This is a genomic window from Clostridiaceae bacterium HFYG-1003 (genome assembly GCA_024579835.1).
In the GTDB taxonomy this organism is placed as follows: domain Bacteria; phylum Bacillota; class Clostridia; order Clostridiales; family Clostridiaceae; genus JG1575.
Genome location: CP102060.1, coordinates 3,212,903 through 3,229,305, shown reverse-complemented (window position 1 = coordinate 3,229,305; position 16,403 = coordinate 3,212,903). Strand labels below are relative to the sequence as shown.

Genomic DNA, 16,403 nt, shown 5'->3' with positions numbered 1-16,403 from the left:
GTTAAGCCGCTTGCTTCTGAAGCAGATCGCGGTTCTTCCACATGAACGCAGCAGACAGCACCAGTCCCAGGACGACGATGACCGTTCCGTGGATCGGATTGCGACGGAAGAGGTTCATGGCAAACTTGACTTCTTTTCCGGATTTGACTTCGGCAAAGTCAAATCCGCCGAACACCTGACCATCCGTCGTTTCGATGGAGAAGGGTTTCTTATCGCTGAAATCAACGATATTCAGGAGTTCCCGTTCAGCAGGCACGCCCATCTTGAGCTGGTAGGCGGCAATGTCCACCGGAGTGGTATTGCGGAATTTATAGCCGACTTCAATCACATCGTTTGGCAGAGTTTCCCCTAAATCCGCCTCTTCGCCAACGTACTGGCCCTCCAGCCGGAAGGATGCAACAACTGAAACCTCGGTCTCTTTCTCCTGGAAGCTCATGGTATAGTAGCTTAAGTCACCCAGCTCCGTTTTTTCAGGCATGCTGAGGATGGTTCCGGTCGTCGCGGTCACCTGGATCAGCTCCGCTTTCTTGTTGAACGGGAAGACGATCTGTCCCAGTTCATTGGTCGTTGCCGTGACGCTCTGATTCAATACGGCGTGATCTCCCTGCGGTACAACCTGATCTTCAATCCGGGTAATCCCGGATAAGCCTTCGGCCAGCACCGGAGTCCAAAGCATGCTGAAGGTCAGCAGCAGGACGGCAAAAATTCTGAGTTTTTTCATGTTCCGTTTCCTCCTATGCGATCCCAAGAATCTTGAACCAGGTCAGCGCGGCAACCACCATGAGACCCCACTTCACCAGCAGCACCAGAACTCCGTAGGTGAGCTGCTCCAGCACTGTAAAGAATCCGGTTCCGTAGTAGATCAGGTTGACCTTGGAATGCGGCGGCAGAGTAATGGTATCGGCGATGCAGAAGGCAGCCGGCAGAGCCAGCGCAACCGGATCATAGCCAGTGGCCTTGGCGATTCCGATGATGGTCGGGATCAGGATAATGGTTCGTACCGTCTTGGAGGTAAACAGGAAGTGGCTGAAGCTGGCGATAAAGGTTACGACGGCAAACAGCACGATAAAGCTCATGTTTTCAATCCCGATGCGGGAGAAGATCTTATTCAGGCCCCAGGCCGCCAGACCGGTTTCATCCAGCGCGACGCCGCCGGCATAAGCGCCGCAGGCAAAGATCAGAAGATTCCAGGAAATCTTGGCTTCCTTCCACTTCAGGATGCCAATATAGGGCATGAAGAACATGGCGGCCGACAGGAGCGCGACCATGACCAGGCTGAGCCGGAAGCCAAAGAACTTCAGCTGCAGGCTGTCCAGCGCCCAGAGGGAAAGCGTTCCCAGGAAAATGACCAGGGCCTTTTTCTCGTCCAGCGACATCTTGCCCAGCTTGTCTTTTTCCTCACGCAGCCGGGAGATGTCAATCTTTTTGTTTTTTTCGGTCTTGGGCAAAGGAAACAGAACTTTTCCGATGAAGAACATGGCAACCAGGGTGGCAATGGTAACCGGTGCGGATGCCATGAACCACTCCAGCCACGAAACTTCATGACCGGTCAGATCCTTGATGAAGCTGATGGCCAGAATCTGAGATGAGGTTGCGGTCACGATCGCCGCCGTGGACAGATTGTTCGCCTGAATGCCATGCAGAGCCAGCGACTTGCCAAAATTATTCTTCGGGTCCTGGATACTCAGCTCAAAGGCTTCCACCACCAGCAATACGATGGGGAACATCATGGCCGCCCGCGCTGTGGTGGAGGGCACGATAAAAGCGATCAGGAAGTTCGTGGCAATCAGCAGCGCCATAATGCTGTTGGCTGTCTTGCCGAACTTAACCAGCAGCGAGAGTGCCATGCGCTTGGCCAGGCCGCTTTTTTCCATGCCGGACGCGATAATGAAGGCGGCAAAGGTCAGCCAGATCACTTCATATCCCAGAACGCTCATGGCCTGTTCTTCACTCCAGGCTCCTGACAGAGGCAGAGCAACGATCACGAGCAGCGATACTGCATAATTCGGCAGACTCTCTGTGATCCAGAGTGTCAGTGCGGAAAGAAAAATTCCCATCGCCATTTTACCGGCGTAGGACAATCCTTCGGGTGTCGGCATCAAATAAATCAGTGCAAAGATGATAAAGGCCAGCGGCAGACCGAAGAACTTCATTTTTTGCTCAAACGGACTTTTCTGCTTGGTCACTTTTACTGGTGATTCCATTTCCATATCCCCTTCCATTCCATTCCAACGATGTCCAGCTTTAATGCCCGGGTTGTCAAAGCTGGCTGTTCAGTCCTGTGATCCCAGGACAATCCTAATGATAATAAAAAAGCAGAACAATGAACAATCACGACATTTTATCATAATCATCAGCAAAAGTGATAGCAGACTGAAGAAGAACCGATTTCATAAATAAATCTTATTAAGTTAGCTCCTCGATTTTTTTTCTAATTGATGCCTTGGTTTTTATATGCATATGTTTTATACTACAATAAAAAATGTTTATGATAATCCGCCAGGTCAGCGCCGAATGAGGAGGTTTCCGATCGGACTGATTCCTTTCCACCACTGCCTTTCCCCACCGATGCAAGGAGCTGCTATGAATCTGGATTCCATTCAAACCTTTCTTCTTCTGGCACAGACCCAAAGTTTTACCCGAACCGCCGAACAGCTGTTCTGCACGCAGGCTGCCGTATCCATGCGGATCCAGCGCCTCGAGGAGTATTTCGAGTGCGCGCTGTTCACCCGCAACAAGAAACGGGCCGAGCTGACCAAAGAAGGCCAGCTCCTGCTGCCCTACGCTCAGCAGATTCAGAACAGCTTTGCCAACGCCCGAACGCATCTGCTTCAGTCGAAACTGATGGAGGAGTCGCATTTTGCCATCACCTCTTCCAGTACGCCCGGAACTTACATTCTGCCCAGCCTTCTGCTGAAGTTTCAGCAGAAATATCCCTTCATCACCATTGTGAACAACGTCCAGTACACTAAAAATGTGATTGACCAGGTGCTGGACGGAACCTACCCCATGGGCTTTATTTCAAAACCGGAATTCGAGGCTCCGCCGGAGCTGGTCTGTGAGTCCATCCTGGAGGATCCTCTCCTGATCGTTGTTCCGCCGGATCATCGCTTCACGCACCGGCCTTCCATCAACCTGAACGAGCTGGCGGAAGAAACATTTCTGATCTCCAATCCCCATACCTCCCTGATTCCGTATCTGGAACAAGCCGGAAAGTTCAGATTCGATTCCAAGCGCCTGTTCTCCGTCGGCTCCATTGAAGCCATCAAGCAAAGTCTGTACAATCGCATGGGGATATCCATCCTGTCCGAAAGCGCCGTCCGGCAGGAACTGGATCTTGGTCTACTGTGCAGGGTGAATCTGACTCAGTCGATTCCGCTGTGCCGCAACATTTACTATATTCACCGCCGGGACCGCAGACTTACTCTGGCTTCCGACTTGTTCCTGAAGTTCATCCGAGAGTCTCTGACCGAGAATTCGGCCACAGCGTTCCCCGATCCGAAATGATTCCTCGAACCTGCTTCGACCTCATGCAATAAACCAGCCCTGGCTTAACGCCAGGGCTGGTTCGCTGGATGGGGTCTTATTTATGATCCGGAGTAATTCTACACCCGGTTGGTTTAAATTTCTACAGCAGCGACTGGGCAACCGCCTTCGCCTGAGCGAGAACTTCCTCGGTGGGATTCCAGTTGCACTTGATTTCAACATCGGTTACGGGGAAACCGGCTTTTTCAAGCATTTCCCGGAGCACCTTATTGCCTTCACCGCTCCAGCCATAACAGCCAAACACCGCGGCTTTCTTGCCGGTCATCTTCAGTTCCTTCAGGAAGTGCAGCCAGCCGCCGACAGAGGAGAGGATATCCTGTCCCACGGTGGGAGATCCCACCGCGATGGCTTTGGATTTGAAGACTTCCGTCATGATGTCATTCTTGTCGGTGGTCGAGATGCTGTAGACCTTGATCTTGGTGGTCGGCGCCATCTCGCTCAGCTCCTGCGCGATGCGGTGAGCAATCTTCTTGGTGCCGTCCCACATCGTATCATAGATCACCGTGATCTGATCCTCCTGATAGTCATCACTCCACTTGGCATAAGCCTCAATGATCTGCAGCGGATTTTCCCGCCAGATTACGCCGTGGCTCGGAGCGATGATGTCGATGGGCAGGTTGAGTCCGACCACTTCTGTGATCTTTTTCTTGACCAGGGGCGAGAAGGGCGACAGGATGTTGGCATAGTACTTGATAGCCTCTTCCCAGAGCAAACACTGGTCCGCCTTGTCATTGAAGAGCTCGTCGCAGGCAAAGTGCTGGCCGAAGGCATCATTGGAGAACAGGATATTGTCGCCGGTCATATAGGTTGCCATGGAATCAGGCCAGTGCAGCATGCGCATTTCTACGAATACCAGCTGCTTGCCGTTGCCGATGTCCAGGCTGTCCCCGGTTTTCACCACATTGAAGTTCCACTCCGGATGGTGGTACTGTCCCACCAGAGATTTTACGGCATTGGCGGTGCAGTAAATGGGAGTATTGGGAATTTCTTTCATGAGCTGGGGCAGAACACCGGAGTGATCGACTTCCCCGTGATTGACGATGATGTAGTCAATCTTGGCCAGATCCACCTCTTTCTTGAGGTTGTCGAGGAATTCCGTCGAATGCGGGGTCCAGACCGTGTCGATCAAAACTGTTTTTTCTTCCTCAATCAGGTAGGCATTCTGGCTGGAACCATGGTTGACGCTATAGTCATCCCCGTGGAAGGTATCCAGTTCCCAGTCGATTTTTCCGATCCATGAGACGTTGTTCTTGACCGTTCTTTTCATTAATTCATACTCCTTTCCTTTGTGGCGATAAGTACTGTTTTTTTCTTCGCGGTGTGAGTGAAGACAAGTTCGAGGGTCACAATGGCCCTTGAAACGAGGAAATCAGTGCTGGCATGCAGGATCCGGTGAGATTGTTCACCCCTGTCTTGATTCAGTGGATAGCCCGCCTGGTCTGATCAATGGTTTGTTTCCTCCGTCTTATGCTTTCAGTATAGCGAGGCAATGACCTCAAGAATATGATTCAAATCAACTTTGAAGGAGTTCTTCCAGCCCTTCGATATTTTTCAGCTGAATCCAGCCATGGCCCTTCGTGATGAGGCCTGATTCAGCCAGTTCGCTCAATTTCCGATTCACCGTTTCCTTGGTCAGATGGATGGAGTTTCCGATATCGGACTGGGTCAGTTCCAGCTGATCCGAACCCGTGCGCTGCCGGCGCTCCAGCAGGAACATTACCAGCTTTTTCATGGTGTCCCGGGTCGAAATAATTTCCAGGAGCGCATGGCTCTGATCCAGTTTCAGCGACAGGTACTCCATGATCTTGATTCCGATCCGGGGCTGTTCCATTATGAGCTCCTTGATGCGCTCATAGGAGATTAAACAGATTCCAACCGGACTCATGGTCACTGCCGTTTCCTTCTGCCGCTGGGTGGAGAACAGCTCATCGCCGCCATGGATATCTCCCGGAGTCATTATATCCAGAACAATTTCCTCACCCTCCTGACCGTAGCGGATCAGTTTGACCTTGCCCCGGTGCAGGATAATAAGACGGTCCGTCGGATCGCCTTCTCGAAATATGATTTCCTGATTCGGATAGTCGCGATGCTCAACCAGACGGGCGATGGCATCGATCTCCGCCCGGGACAACTTCATAAATGCGGGCACATGGCTCACACAGACATCCTCGTGGTGGCAGGTCTGGCACTCCTGTGCTTCTGCCTGGGGTTTCATTTCGCTTCTCATGGCCTAATTATAGCATCAAACCAAATGGATGGGCCTACAGGCCCTGCCACCATCCGGTTAACAAATCATGAACCCTGATTCGAAAGCAGCGAGTCCGGTCCGAAGATCCGCTTCCATTTCCGGAGGATTAAGATCAGACCGAATGTGACTTAACCCGGCTGAACCTGTTCCTGGTACCGGCAGTATTCAATCCGCATAAAAAAAGAGACCGGAATGTCTAACCCACACTCCGGCGAAAAGGGAATCAACTAGCAATATACATCCCGTCTGGATTTCAATTGATTCTCCAGAGGAACGATATCCAAATAGAGGGCCTGATGCTCCCGGATGGTCTTTCGAACCGACTCAAGAGCTTCAGGAAAGACCAGGATGGACATGCCGCAGGGTTTGCTGCCCTTGACCTGCCGAGGCGTTGAAGCGATCCGATGATCGATCCCGCTCTGATCCAGCAGATCATGCAATGCCATGCCTTGATCATAGTTTTCAAATAATATATAGTACACCAGGTCTTTAGCCATGGAGCATTTCAACAAAGGCTCCGATCCGTGTGCGCAGCTGTTCCGCATCGGTGTCGGTATAGTCCGTTTCCAGATTGAGTATAGGAATTCCGGCTTCTTTCAGGGCTTTCGTCACATTGAATTTTTCAATGTCGTACAGTCCGCAGAATTTCAGATTGCAGTCAATGACGCCATCCGCTTTGTATTCCCGGGCCAGGCGCAGAATGTCTTCGATCCGGCCCTGATTGGGGGTAAAGCAGGCACAGTTGTTTTTCATGTAGCGCCGGGCCAGTGCGTCATACTGTCCGTCCAGGCTGTTCGGTTTTTCATCCACCAGGTGTTCAAAGTAGCGGGTTCCGGTGCACATTTCTTCACACACCACCACCGCTCCGCTGGTTTCGATAATGTTATGCAGTTTCCAGTTCGGGACTGCCAAAGGCGTTCCGGTGACCAGGATCCGCTTGGTCCCCTGAGGGACTACGGAAACACCATCCCGGATCCGCTCTTCCAGTTCGTCGGCCAGCCGGTTGCACATCTTGGCGCAGCGCTCCGGATCATCAAAGAACGAGATCTGGGTCATCAACAGGGCATCCCGGCCGGAGATCGGCACCACTTCGGATTTTCTGGCATCATAAACTCTGGCCAGAGCCCGTCTTTTCTGATTGAGCAGACGGATTGCCTCACTGAGCTTTTCGGGTGTAACTGGATTCCCTGTGACTTCTTCCACCGTGCCGGCAAAATGAGCAATCTCCTGCTTCCACTTCAGAATATCTTCTTCCCGCTTCATCTGAGGAACATCCATGACATGCATAGGAACTTCCTTCCCGAGAATTTCGTAGGCTTTTTTCTTGCCGTCACAGGTCGTTTCTCCAACGTACATATCGGCAATTTGGAAGAAGGGGCAGGTTTTTCCGAGACGCGCGCCGACGGAAGCTTTTATTAAGGAGCAGGTACTCTTGGGCAGAACCGCCTCCCCGTCCGGAACCCAGAACTGGGAACCGCCGCAAAGACCGGTGACAATGCCATTGGCTGCCACAATCACTTCATCCGGGACAAAGACACAGAAGGTGCCGAAGACTTTCTGACCGTTTTTCTGAGCTTCTACCAGTTCGGCTGGACGGATGCCATGGACCTGTGAGATCACCAAATCCCAGAAATCCATTGCTTTCGGCCGATTTTCCTGAGTCAGGAAAACATCTCCGACTGCCATCGGCAGCACCTGGCACAAAGTATCATGATTCTCCAGGTCCATTCCCAGTTCCCGCCACATCTGTACGTAATCTGACATACTGTTCCTCCATCGATCGAAGATCATCGATCCGCTTTTATTATTTTTTACCTGCCGCTGGCCCTGAATTCCCCTTCATTGCTCCAACCGGTATGCTTTGATCAAATTCTTGTTGATGAAATTCTCTTGTGTGGAATTTCTCTATTGTCGAAAATATCATTGCTGAAATTTTCCTGGTCCAGTTCACTTTTTTCAAGGCTTTCCTTATCACTGACCGGTCAATTGCGCATCGATTCCGAAATTTCTTTCAAGGCTTCCAGGGCCCTCCGGACCTCGGTTTCGGTATTGTACCAGGAAAAACTGAATCGAACCGCGCCGGTGCGATCGGTTCCCAGCGCGCGGTGCAGCCGGGGTGCGCAGTGAGCGCCTGGCCTGGTGGCGATCTCATAGCGCTGGGCCAGTTCATCGGACACTTCCCCAGAATCGAGATCTGCCAGATTTAAAGCGACTATGGCGGCCCGTTCCCGGTCTGAAAAATCGCCATAGATTCGAACGCCTGGAATATCCTTTAGTCCGGCGACAAACTGACGCATCAGCCTCTGTTCGTGTTCGCGAATCACACTCTGACCGGTGGTTTCTATAAAGTCCACCCCTGCGGCCAGTCCAGCAATTCCGTGAGTGTTCAGGGTACCGGCTTCAAGCCGGGCCGGCATGGAATCGGGCTGGCTTTCCTCATAGGAATTCACCCCGGTTCCTCCGACCAGGAGCGGTCGAAGCTTCAGTCCTTCCCTGAAACAGAGTCCGCCGGTGCCCTGTGGTCCCATCAGTCCCTTATGACCGGTAAAGCAAAGCGCGTCGATCCCCATCTCCTGCATATGGACAGGAAAAATTCCGGCGGTCTGTGAGGCATCGACAACAAATGGAATTCCGGCCTCTTGGGCAATCGCTCCGATCGTCACGAGATCCACGAGGTTCCCGGTCAAATTCGAAGCATGCGTTGATATAATGGCACTGGTCGAAGGACGAATCAGCCGACGGAAGTCATCCATGTACAGCCGGCCTTTGGTATCAGACCGCACAAAGCTTAATTTGACCGCCGCTTCGCGCTTCAGGCGATAGAGCGGACGGAGCACTGAATTATGCTCAAGGTCCGTGGTAATGACATGGTCACCGGGGCGTATCAGACCCGTGATTACAGTGTTGAGCGCCTGAGTAGAATTCGCAGTAAAGACCACATGATCGGCCCGGGCACAGCCAAACAACCGGGCCAGGCGAACCCTGGCCTGATAGACGATCCGACTGGCTTCCAGAGAGGATGCGTGAGTCCCCCGGGAAGCATTTCCCATAGAGGTCATTGCCTGAATCACGGCATCGATCACACCGGGCGGTTTCTGAAGGGTCGTCGCTGCATTATCCAGATAGATCACCGGGACACCTCCCGGGAACCCTCGGTGCAGGCGTAAAGGGCTGCTCCGATGGCACCGGCGTATCGACCCAGCGGCACAGACTGTACGGGCACCTTCAGCAGCGCTGAGAGTGACTGGCGGACATATTCCGCGTCACATAGACCGCCGGTGAGGCAGACAATCCCCGGTTGACTCATATACCGGGCTGCCTGCGACGCCACTTTTCGAACAATGGAATCGACAATTCCAAAGGCAATATTTTCCTTGGCCTCGCCCCGTCCGATCAGGCTGATCACTTCAGACTCGGCGAATACAGTGCACATGGAACTGATGGAGGTGCCTCCGCCGGACTGAGCCAATTGAAACAGCTCATCCAGGGTGACTCCGAGGGTATTGGCCATGACTTCCAGAAACCGGCCGGTGCCGGCCGAGCACTTGTCATTCATGTTGAAATCGCTGACCACTCCCTCGTCGACCCGGATAATCTTCGTATCCTGGCCGCCGATATCAATGACCGTAAGGTTCTGCGTGTCATGTATATGGCAGGCTCCCCTCCCGTGACAGCTGATTTCAGTGATGCGCCGGTCGGCATAGGGAACTGAAATCCGACCGTAGCCGGTTGCTACACAAAGATCTTCCCAGGGATCCACTCCCTGGGATTTCAAACTGTCCCCGATGGACCGGGCTGTATCAGCACTGCTCCAGCCGGTTGGCTGAAGCAGATGGTGTACTACCTTGCGATCCTGATCCATTACAATGGTCTTGGCACTGGTAGATCCGATGTCAATTCCGATAAAATAACTCATATGAATCCTCTTTTTACAGAAGCAATCTTCTGATTATCGTTTGTTTCCTACCATGATTATAGATTGCTGTTAAATTTGCTACAAATAGTTAGATTAAATCATAAGCGGTTTGTTATCGATATAACCGATAACAAACCGCTTATGGTTCCTATTATTATCTTATGAGTAGGATTGAAACGGCTCCGCTCGGACCAGCTCCAGAAACGACTGGCCAAGTTCACTCAATCCGCCTTTTTTACGATGGATCATATAGAACCGTCGCACCACCGGTATCTCTTCCAGTTCGAACTGGATCACCTGCCCAGTCTTGACGGCATCCTGAACCGTCCGGGCGGACATCAGGGCCACCCCGGTCCCCAGACGAACCAGTTCCTTAATACAGCCCGGGTCTGAGGTTCGCACCACCGGCGCCAGCGGTTTCTTTCGACCTTCCAGCCGGTTGAGGTAAAAATCAACCATCGCTTGAGTACCCGAACCGGTTTCCCGGAGAATCAGCGGCTGATCCAGCAGTTCCCTGCCATACACGCCTCTTTCCTTCATCTGGAAGAATTCCGGCAGATTGGGGGTCACAAGCACCAGATGATCCTCCCCCACGGCCTCATAGGTCAGAGACTGACGGTTGTAATGGGTTCCGACAAATCCAAGCTGGATTTCATGGTTCATCAGGAGATTCAAAATTTCCTCGCTGTCGCCGGTGTGAATTGAAACAGATGTACCAGGATGCTTCTTCAGAAATTCAGAGACATACCGGGGAACAAAACTTTGGGCCGGTACGGTGGAAGCCCCGATCACCAGCTCTTTTTCCACATAACCTGACAGGCTGTGCTCCAGAGCATCGCAGCGGCTGATAATCTCCCTGGCATAGGGAATCAGTCGATTGCCTTCTTTGGTCAGGCGGATCTGTTTCTTGGCTTCCCGCAGAAACAGGACCACGCAAAGGTCTTCTTCCAAGGCCTGGATATGACTGCTGACGGTAGACTGAGACAGAAACAGCTTCATGGCTGCGCCTGTGAAACTGCCCATTTCGGCTACCGTCAGAAAGACTCGGAGTTGTTTTAAATTAAGATTTTTCATGCAGCATCACCCAGTTCAGCATATCACACTCTCCCTGCCCAAGGAAAAGATTTCATCTGTCATTCTTACGCGCAAATCTTGGCATCCGGGACAGGCGGCTGTTTCCAGACTCAACTAAAGCAGTGCTTGAGAGGATGGATCCATCCGCCTGACTCAATTTTCAACTCATCAAGGAGCACTTGATAGACGAAGTGAACCCGCCTCGATAGAATAGAACCAGGAGCTCTGAATCAATCCAAACGAGGAAACCATATTATGAAACCATTCAACTGGTTCCGGGACAAACCGTCTCAGGATCTGAATAAGGAGAACGAATTAATGTTTGAAATGGAACAAATCGGAAAAAGAATCTCCAGTCATCGAAAACAACGGAATATGACCCAGCAGGATCTGGCGGATCAGATGGGTGTAACCTACCAGGCCGTATCCAACTGGGAGCGGGGCCTTTCCATTCCTGATGTGCTTCGCTTAAAGGACCTGTCTGCCCTGTTTGACATCTCTCTGGACGAACTGATGGGGAACGATAAGGATGCCCGGATTGTCAAAGTAGCCTCCGGAACGGAGACACCGCACAGCATCGCCGAACTGGTCGAATCGGCTCCCTATATGAAACCGAAGGATCTTGAAGAACGGCTGCTGGACCAAATAGGAAATCCTCCCGCTGAGCCCTGCCAGAGGCAGTCTGCTCCGATGGCACCACAACCGCCGGTGATTGAACCACCACAGGCGGTCGAGCCTCCTCAGGCGATCGAACCGATCCAAAAAATCGAACCGATCCAAAAAATCGAACCGATCATGTCAATCAAGCCGATCCAGTCAATCGAACCAGTCCAGGCAGTCGAAGCAGTGGCGGCATCGGATCGGTTGCCTGAAACGCTTCATTCCGCAATAGAAACTAAGGCCGCTGATCCGGAAGCCATCCTTCCTCTGGTCTCCAAAGCCCAGTTCGAAAATGACTCTGATCAAGAAGAACCGACTCATGAAGAGCAAAACCAGGATCAGTCCTTCCGGTTTGAGGATATCGCCGCCATGGCACCTTTCCTCAGTTCGGATGCCCTGGAGCGGGTGCTGCGTCAGATCATCAGCCAGGATCAGACCTTTGAGCCGCAGCTGCTCAGTACGATCGCGCCCTTCCTGGACGGCGAACATTTGGGTGGACTGATCCGCCTGGCCGTTGAGAAGGAACTCCCGGTAACGGGAGACCTGCTGCTCTCCACCTCCCCCTTTATCGAGTCAGACGCGTTGGAACTGCTGGCCATCGAACTGGTCCGAACCGGGAAAATCTCACCGGATCACCTGATCGCGCTGGCACCTTTCCTGGACGGGGATGGTCTGCATCGAATCATCAAGCAGTCTGATCAGGCCGGCCAGTCCCTCCCGGAGGATGTCATTCTTGGACTCGCTCCCTTCCTTGATTCTGAGACGATTCATCTGCTGCTGAAATCGCGCCCCGCAGCCAGCAGCTTCCTGATTCAGGGACTGCTCCCGTTTGCGGATGAAGGCGTACTGGAAGATCTTCTTCTGCGAACGTTCAATCGCCGATAATCCGCTCAGGGGAAACTCCGGGGACGTGAATCCCGGTCATTTGCCAATGCTTAGGTTTGGCTCACCCTTCGACTGGATATCGGAACCATTTGCCTGTAGGGCAATCACTGACATCAGCTCCCTTAAAAACGTTCACCCCTGGCATGGGATTTCCTCCTATGCCAGGGGTGCTGTTTTTCTATTCAGTTCGTCATATTCGTAATAATTCTACTGTCGGGTATGTTTTCTCTGACCGCAGCCTCTTCTAGCTGTTTGGTCCCTTGAACTGTTTGGTCCCTTGAACTGTTTGGTCCCTCAACTGGTTTGTCCCTCTAACTGGCTTGTACTTATGTTCCGGACATGATTCATTACGGAGTGCTCATTCGGTTTCCGGCCTCTTCCAGTGCCCGCGCCATCTGCAGATCCAACGGCTGAATCAGGTTGTTGGTATGAAGCGGACTGCCTGGAATATTCAGATCGGGGCGTATCCCGCGATCCTGAATCTCCTGTCCATCGGGCAGGATGTAGTAGCCGGTGACCAGTTTGATGCCCTCGCCTTGAGGCAGGTTGATGTATGAGTAAACTCGACCTTCGCCGGGAGTGGCTTCTCCGACGAGGAGAGCATTCGCCTGTTTTTGCAGAGCTCCCGCCACAAATTCGGCAGTACCTTCGCTTCGGCTGTTGATCAGGACGACCACCGGTTTTCCGGCCAGGAGCCCGCTGTCCGAGGTAAACTGGCGTGTGTTGCCTCTGGTATCCCTGATTGTCACAATGGCCTGTCCCTGCGGAATAAACTTTCCGGCCAGCCGCACAGCCTCCGTAATCTTGCCCGCCGGCAGGTCGCGCAGATCCAGAACAAACGCCTGAGCACCTGCCCGGGTCATCTCCTCAAACCGTTTATCCAGCTCCTGTTCCACTCGTTCATTGAATTCAGGAATTCGCAGGATCCCGATGCCATCCTTTACCAGGGATCGTACTTTCTGGGGAGTCAGAAGTCGAAGTCCGACCAGGACGTTGTACTGATGATCCTCCCGGAGCAGCTGCAGGGAAACCGTTCGACGATCATTATGAAGCATTAAATTGCGAGCAGCCTCAATTTCATTCCCGGTATAAACCCGCTCATTGATCTTGAGGAGAATATCACCGGGATAAATTCCCGCCTTCTCCGCCTGACTGTCTTCATCCACTCGGAGGACAATCAGCCGTCCGTCCTCCACCCCGAGGTGGATCCCGGTTCCCCGGATCAGGGAAGGCCTGGCCTGGATTTCCGCGAATTCCCGGGCATTGAAGTACTGGCCGCCGCCCTGAAGGGAATTGACCATGCCTTTCAAGGCTCCTTCCAGCAGGGTGTTCTCAACAATGGGGCCATTGTACATATTTATCACGTGGCTTTTGATATCCTCCAGTTTCGTCCAGTCCATGGCTGGTGTGGCTGGTTTCGGAGTCATAGTGACCGGCGGGGTGCCCTGGCCAAACCATCCGGGCAGCCTGGTTCTTGTTCCATATCCCAGCACCGCAGATATCACCAGCAGGATGGCCAGCAGCAAGACGGTCTGTCTGGACTGACTGTTATTCTTTTGATCCATCGTTTACCGCCTCCTGGTGATTGATTCCTGTTCAGATAATTTTTATTCAGTAAGATCTGCGCCCAGTGAATTCTTAAAATGATCCAGGGCAGCCTGATGTCCGGCCGGATTGAATGAGGCCACACAGGAAAGCGGGATCTCGATGCGGTAACTAAGGTTATAGGCATCAAATGCTGTGTGCAGGACACAAATGTCCGTGCAGACGCCGGTGATGACGACGGTATCGACGCCATGACTTCGCAAAAGGGCATCCAGCGGCGTTCCGTAGAAAGAGGAATACCGTACTTTGTCAAACCAGTGCACGCTTGGCTTTCCCTGGTATTGCTCATATACATCCTTTACCCGTCCATACAGCTCCCGGCCTTTCGTTCCCCGAATATTGTGGGGCGGAAACAACCGGCTCTCCGGATGGCAGGGGTCATCGGCTTCATGAACATCCATGGTGAAGATGACCAGGTCTCCCTGTTCCACAAACTGACGAATCCGCTCGACAAGAGCTGACTCAATCGCCTGTCCGGGCTCCCCGCAGGTCAGTTTTCCGTCCGTGGCGATAAAATCATAGGAATAGTCGACAACGATCAGTGCTTTCTTCATGTGCTGACCTCCATTCAAGTTCTGTCATTCCATGATATCCTATTTTCCGGCCTTTTGTACTACAAATCGGAGAAGAAATCCAGCCAGAAGAATTCCCAGTCCGGAAGCAATCACGGTCCAGTCCGTGGTCAGGGCCATAACCAGACAGGCAATCAACCCGGCCCAGGAAATCCAGTCGGGGAACAGTCCCTTGCCTTCCTTCATGCGCAGGGCTGCCAGGTTCGCCAGGGTATAGTACAGCAGGATTGCAAAAGTGGCCGTCCGGGCGATCACGGGAATGGAACCGATCATAACCAGGATCGCGATAATGGCCGCGGTGATACCGATGCTCAGGGCTGGCACTCCGGTGGGACTGACCCGGCTGAAGAACCGGGGCAGGTCACTGCGCTCAGACATGGCGTACATCATCCGGGAAATGCCCAGAATCTGGGAGAGCAGAACTCCCAGCATAGCGGTACAGGCCGCCAGTCCGATGATGGTCGTGATTCCGGGGGTGCCCAGCTGTCTGGCTGCGGCCTCCAGCGGGGCCGAAGAGCCCGCAAGTGCCGCGCTGCCAACGGATCCGACTGCAGCCAGACCTACCAGACTGTACAGAATAACGGAAGCAATCAAAGTGATTATCACGGCCCTTGGTATGGTTTTTTTGGGTTCCTGCACTTCACCGCCCAGTGTTGTAATCCGGGCATAGCCGGTAAAGGCAAAGAACAGAAGACCGGCCGACTGCAGGACACTGCGCCAGCCGCTTGGTGCAAAGGGAATCAGGTTTTCCGGCTTGAAAGCGCCCAATCCCGAGATGATAAAGTAGAGTAAACCCAGAATCGTCACACTGACGATGATCTGGTTCATTCGCCCCACCTTCTTGATACCTGCCAGATTGGCCAGCGTCAGGATCGCTATGGCAGTGAGTGCGGCCGCCTGAGGATTCACCCCGGGAATCAGCTGACTCAGATAACTGCCAAATCCGAGAGCGACAACACCTCCGGCCGACAGCTTGGATAACAGAAATGTCCAGCCGGCTGCAAAACCGGTTGCCGGATTCAAAACCTGATATCCATACTCATAGGTTCCGCCGGATGCCGGATAAACACTGGCCAGTTTTGCCGAGGACAGGCCATTGCATGTCGCCGCGAACCCCGCGATCAGCATGCCCAGTAAAAAAGCCGGTCCGGCCAGTCCGGCAGCCAGCCCGGTTACCACAAATATGCCGGCTCCGATCACAGCGCCCAGCCCCACAGCTACTGCGCCGGTCAGATCCAGATCACGTTTCAGTTTATTGGTTGAATTCTGCATAATCTATACCCATCCTTGTTGATATCTCATATTTTTTCTAATCATATCAAAAAGGTTTTTACGCTCTGTTAACTGGATGAAAACAATATAATATGATTTCATCTCCAATAATGCAAAACTCAAACCACAGGCTAAAAGTCATTCCCAAAGAAAAGACAGCAGATCGTCATCTGCTGCCTTTATCCTTAGAAAACAATATTTAGTTGTTCCCTTAACTCAAATGGATGCCTGATTTGTTATAACCTCTTCCAGGTTTGTACAGGTAATGTTCTAATCCCTTCCGGATTTGTACATACTATGCTTGTGCCTATCGCACTGTAGCATGAACCGTTGATCCCTTTCGGATCTGCGGCTGGCTCCATTTTCGTTGTAACTTCAGGAACTCCATCCACACCAGCATATTGTAGTTATACAAGATCATGAATCATTGGATTCGATGACTGCTGGTTATATAAGAGATGATCTTGCGATCATATTCTTATCCAGATATACAAGTCAAATTTTGATCTTTTATGCTGATGTTTTTGGTGGAGATGCCTTCAGTTCTTCCTGCATCGGCTACCACCTCGATTGCTTGATTTGCTACCTCAGGATTTAATTTGCGTGAATATCATAGAAGATATTA

At 52.2% G+C, this 16,403-nt stretch carries 14 protein-coding genes; 2 read left to right on the top strand and 12 right to left on the bottom strand.

Translation table 11 applies throughout. The annotated features are described in order from the left end of the window. Position 1 precedes the first annotated feature (1 nt). Positions 2–721 (bottom strand): hypothetical protein, encoded by a 720-nt coding sequence (locus tag NQU17_14420; protein UUM11789.1) that lies wholly within the window; start codon positions 719–721, stop codon positions 2–4. Positions 722–734: 13 nt separating this feature from the next. Continuing rightward, on the bottom strand, positions 735–2,204 hold the full coding sequence (locus tag NQU17_14415) for an anion permease (GenBank protein UUM11788.1): 1,470 nt from the start codon (positions 2,202–2,204) through the stop codon (positions 735–737). 379 nt (positions 2,205–2,583) lie between these two features. On the opposite strand from NQU17_14415, the gene NQU17_14410 reads away from it, so the two are divergent. Continuing rightward, positions 2,584–3,507: a LysR family transcriptional regulator gene (locus NQU17_14410; GenBank protein ID UUM11787.1), complete on the top strand. Its 924-nt coding sequence runs from the start codon at positions 2,584–2,586 to the stop codon at positions 3,505–3,507. 121 nt (positions 3,508–3,628) lie between these two features. Here the strand turns inward: NQU17_14410 and NQU17_14405 are convergent, their stop codons facing one another. The 7 genes from NQU17_14405 to NQU17_14375 all read right to left on the bottom strand — a co-directional run bounded on the left by NQU17_14405 (position 3,629) and on the right by NQU17_14375 (position 10,784). After that, positions 3,629–4,813, bottom strand: a complete 1,185-nt coding sequence (locus NQU17_14405) for an MBL fold metallo-hydrolase (protein ID UUM11786.1) — start codon at positions 4,811–4,813, stop codon at positions 3,629–3,631. A 246-nt stretch (positions 4,814–5,059) separates the two neighbouring features. Further along, positions 5,060–5,761 carry a Crp/Fnr family transcriptional regulator gene (locus NQU17_14400; protein UUM11785.1) on the bottom strand — a complete coding sequence of 234 codons (702 nt, stop codon included), beginning with the start codon at positions 5,759–5,761 and terminating at the stop codon, positions 5,060–5,062. Between the two features lie 260 nt (positions 5,762–6,021). Beyond that, on the bottom strand, positions 6,022–6,291 hold the full coding sequence (locus tag NQU17_14395) for a DUF3343 domain-containing protein (GenBank protein UUM11784.1): 270 nt from the start codon (positions 6,289–6,291) through the stop codon (positions 6,022–6,024). Beyond that, entirely contained in the window at positions 6,284–7,558 is a 1,275-nt protein-coding gene (locus tag NQU17_14390; GenBank protein ID UUM11783.1) for a double-cubane-cluster-containing anaerobic reductase, read from the bottom strand. Before NQU17_14390 ends, NQU17_14395 begins: the two co-directional genes overlap by 8 nt. Positions 7,559–7,776: 218 nt before the next feature. After that, positions 7,777–8,925, bottom strand: a complete 1,149-nt coding sequence (locus NQU17_14385; protein UUM11782.1) for an aminotransferase class V-fold PLP-dependent enzyme — start codon at positions 8,923–8,925, stop codon at positions 7,777–7,779. Further along, positions 8,922–9,710 (bottom strand): acyl-CoA dehydratase activase, encoded by a 789-nt coding sequence (locus tag NQU17_14380; GenBank protein UUM11781.1) that lies wholly within the window; start codon positions 9,708–9,710, stop codon positions 8,922–8,924. The genes NQU17_14385 and NQU17_14380 overlap by 4 nt, the downstream gene beginning before the upstream one ends. A gap of 159 nt (positions 9,711–9,869) precedes the next feature. Beyond that, the gene (locus NQU17_14375) at positions 9,870–10,784 is read right to left on the bottom strand and encodes a selenium metabolism-associated LysR family transcriptional regulator (protein UUM11780.1); all 915 of its coding nucleotides are present in this window, start codon (positions 10,782–10,784) and stop codon (positions 9,870–9,872) included. A gap of 255 nt (positions 10,785–11,039) precedes the next feature. Here NQU17_14375 and NQU17_14370 point away from each other — a divergent pair, with 255 nt between their 5' ends. After that, entirely contained in the window at positions 11,040–12,329 is a 1,290-nt protein-coding gene (locus tag NQU17_14370) for a helix-turn-helix domain-containing protein (GenBank protein ID UUM11779.1), read from the top strand. A 347-nt stretch (positions 12,330–12,676) separates the two neighbouring features. On the opposite strand, the gene NQU17_14365 is transcribed toward NQU17_14370, so the two are convergent. Genes NQU17_14365 through NQU17_14355 form a run of 3 tightly spaced genes read right to left on the bottom strand, consistent with a single transcriptional unit; the run spans position 12,677 to position 15,778 of the window. Then, positions 12,677–13,894 carry a S41 family peptidase gene (locus NQU17_14365; protein UUM11778.1) on the bottom strand — a complete coding sequence of 406 codons (1,218 nt, stop codon included), beginning with the start codon at positions 13,892–13,894 and terminating at the stop codon, positions 12,677–12,679. Positions 13,895–13,936: 42 nt separating this feature from the next. After that, positions 13,937–14,488 (bottom strand): cysteine hydrolase family protein, encoded by a 552-nt coding sequence (locus tag NQU17_14360; protein UUM11777.1) that lies wholly within the window; start codon positions 14,486–14,488, stop codon positions 13,937–13,939. A 39-nt stretch (positions 14,489–14,527) separates the two neighbouring features. Next, positions 14,528–15,778, bottom strand: a complete 1,251-nt coding sequence (locus tag NQU17_14355; protein ID UUM11776.1) for an APC family permease — start codon at positions 15,776–15,778, stop codon at positions 14,528–14,530. Positions 15,779–16,403 lie beyond the last annotated feature (625 nt).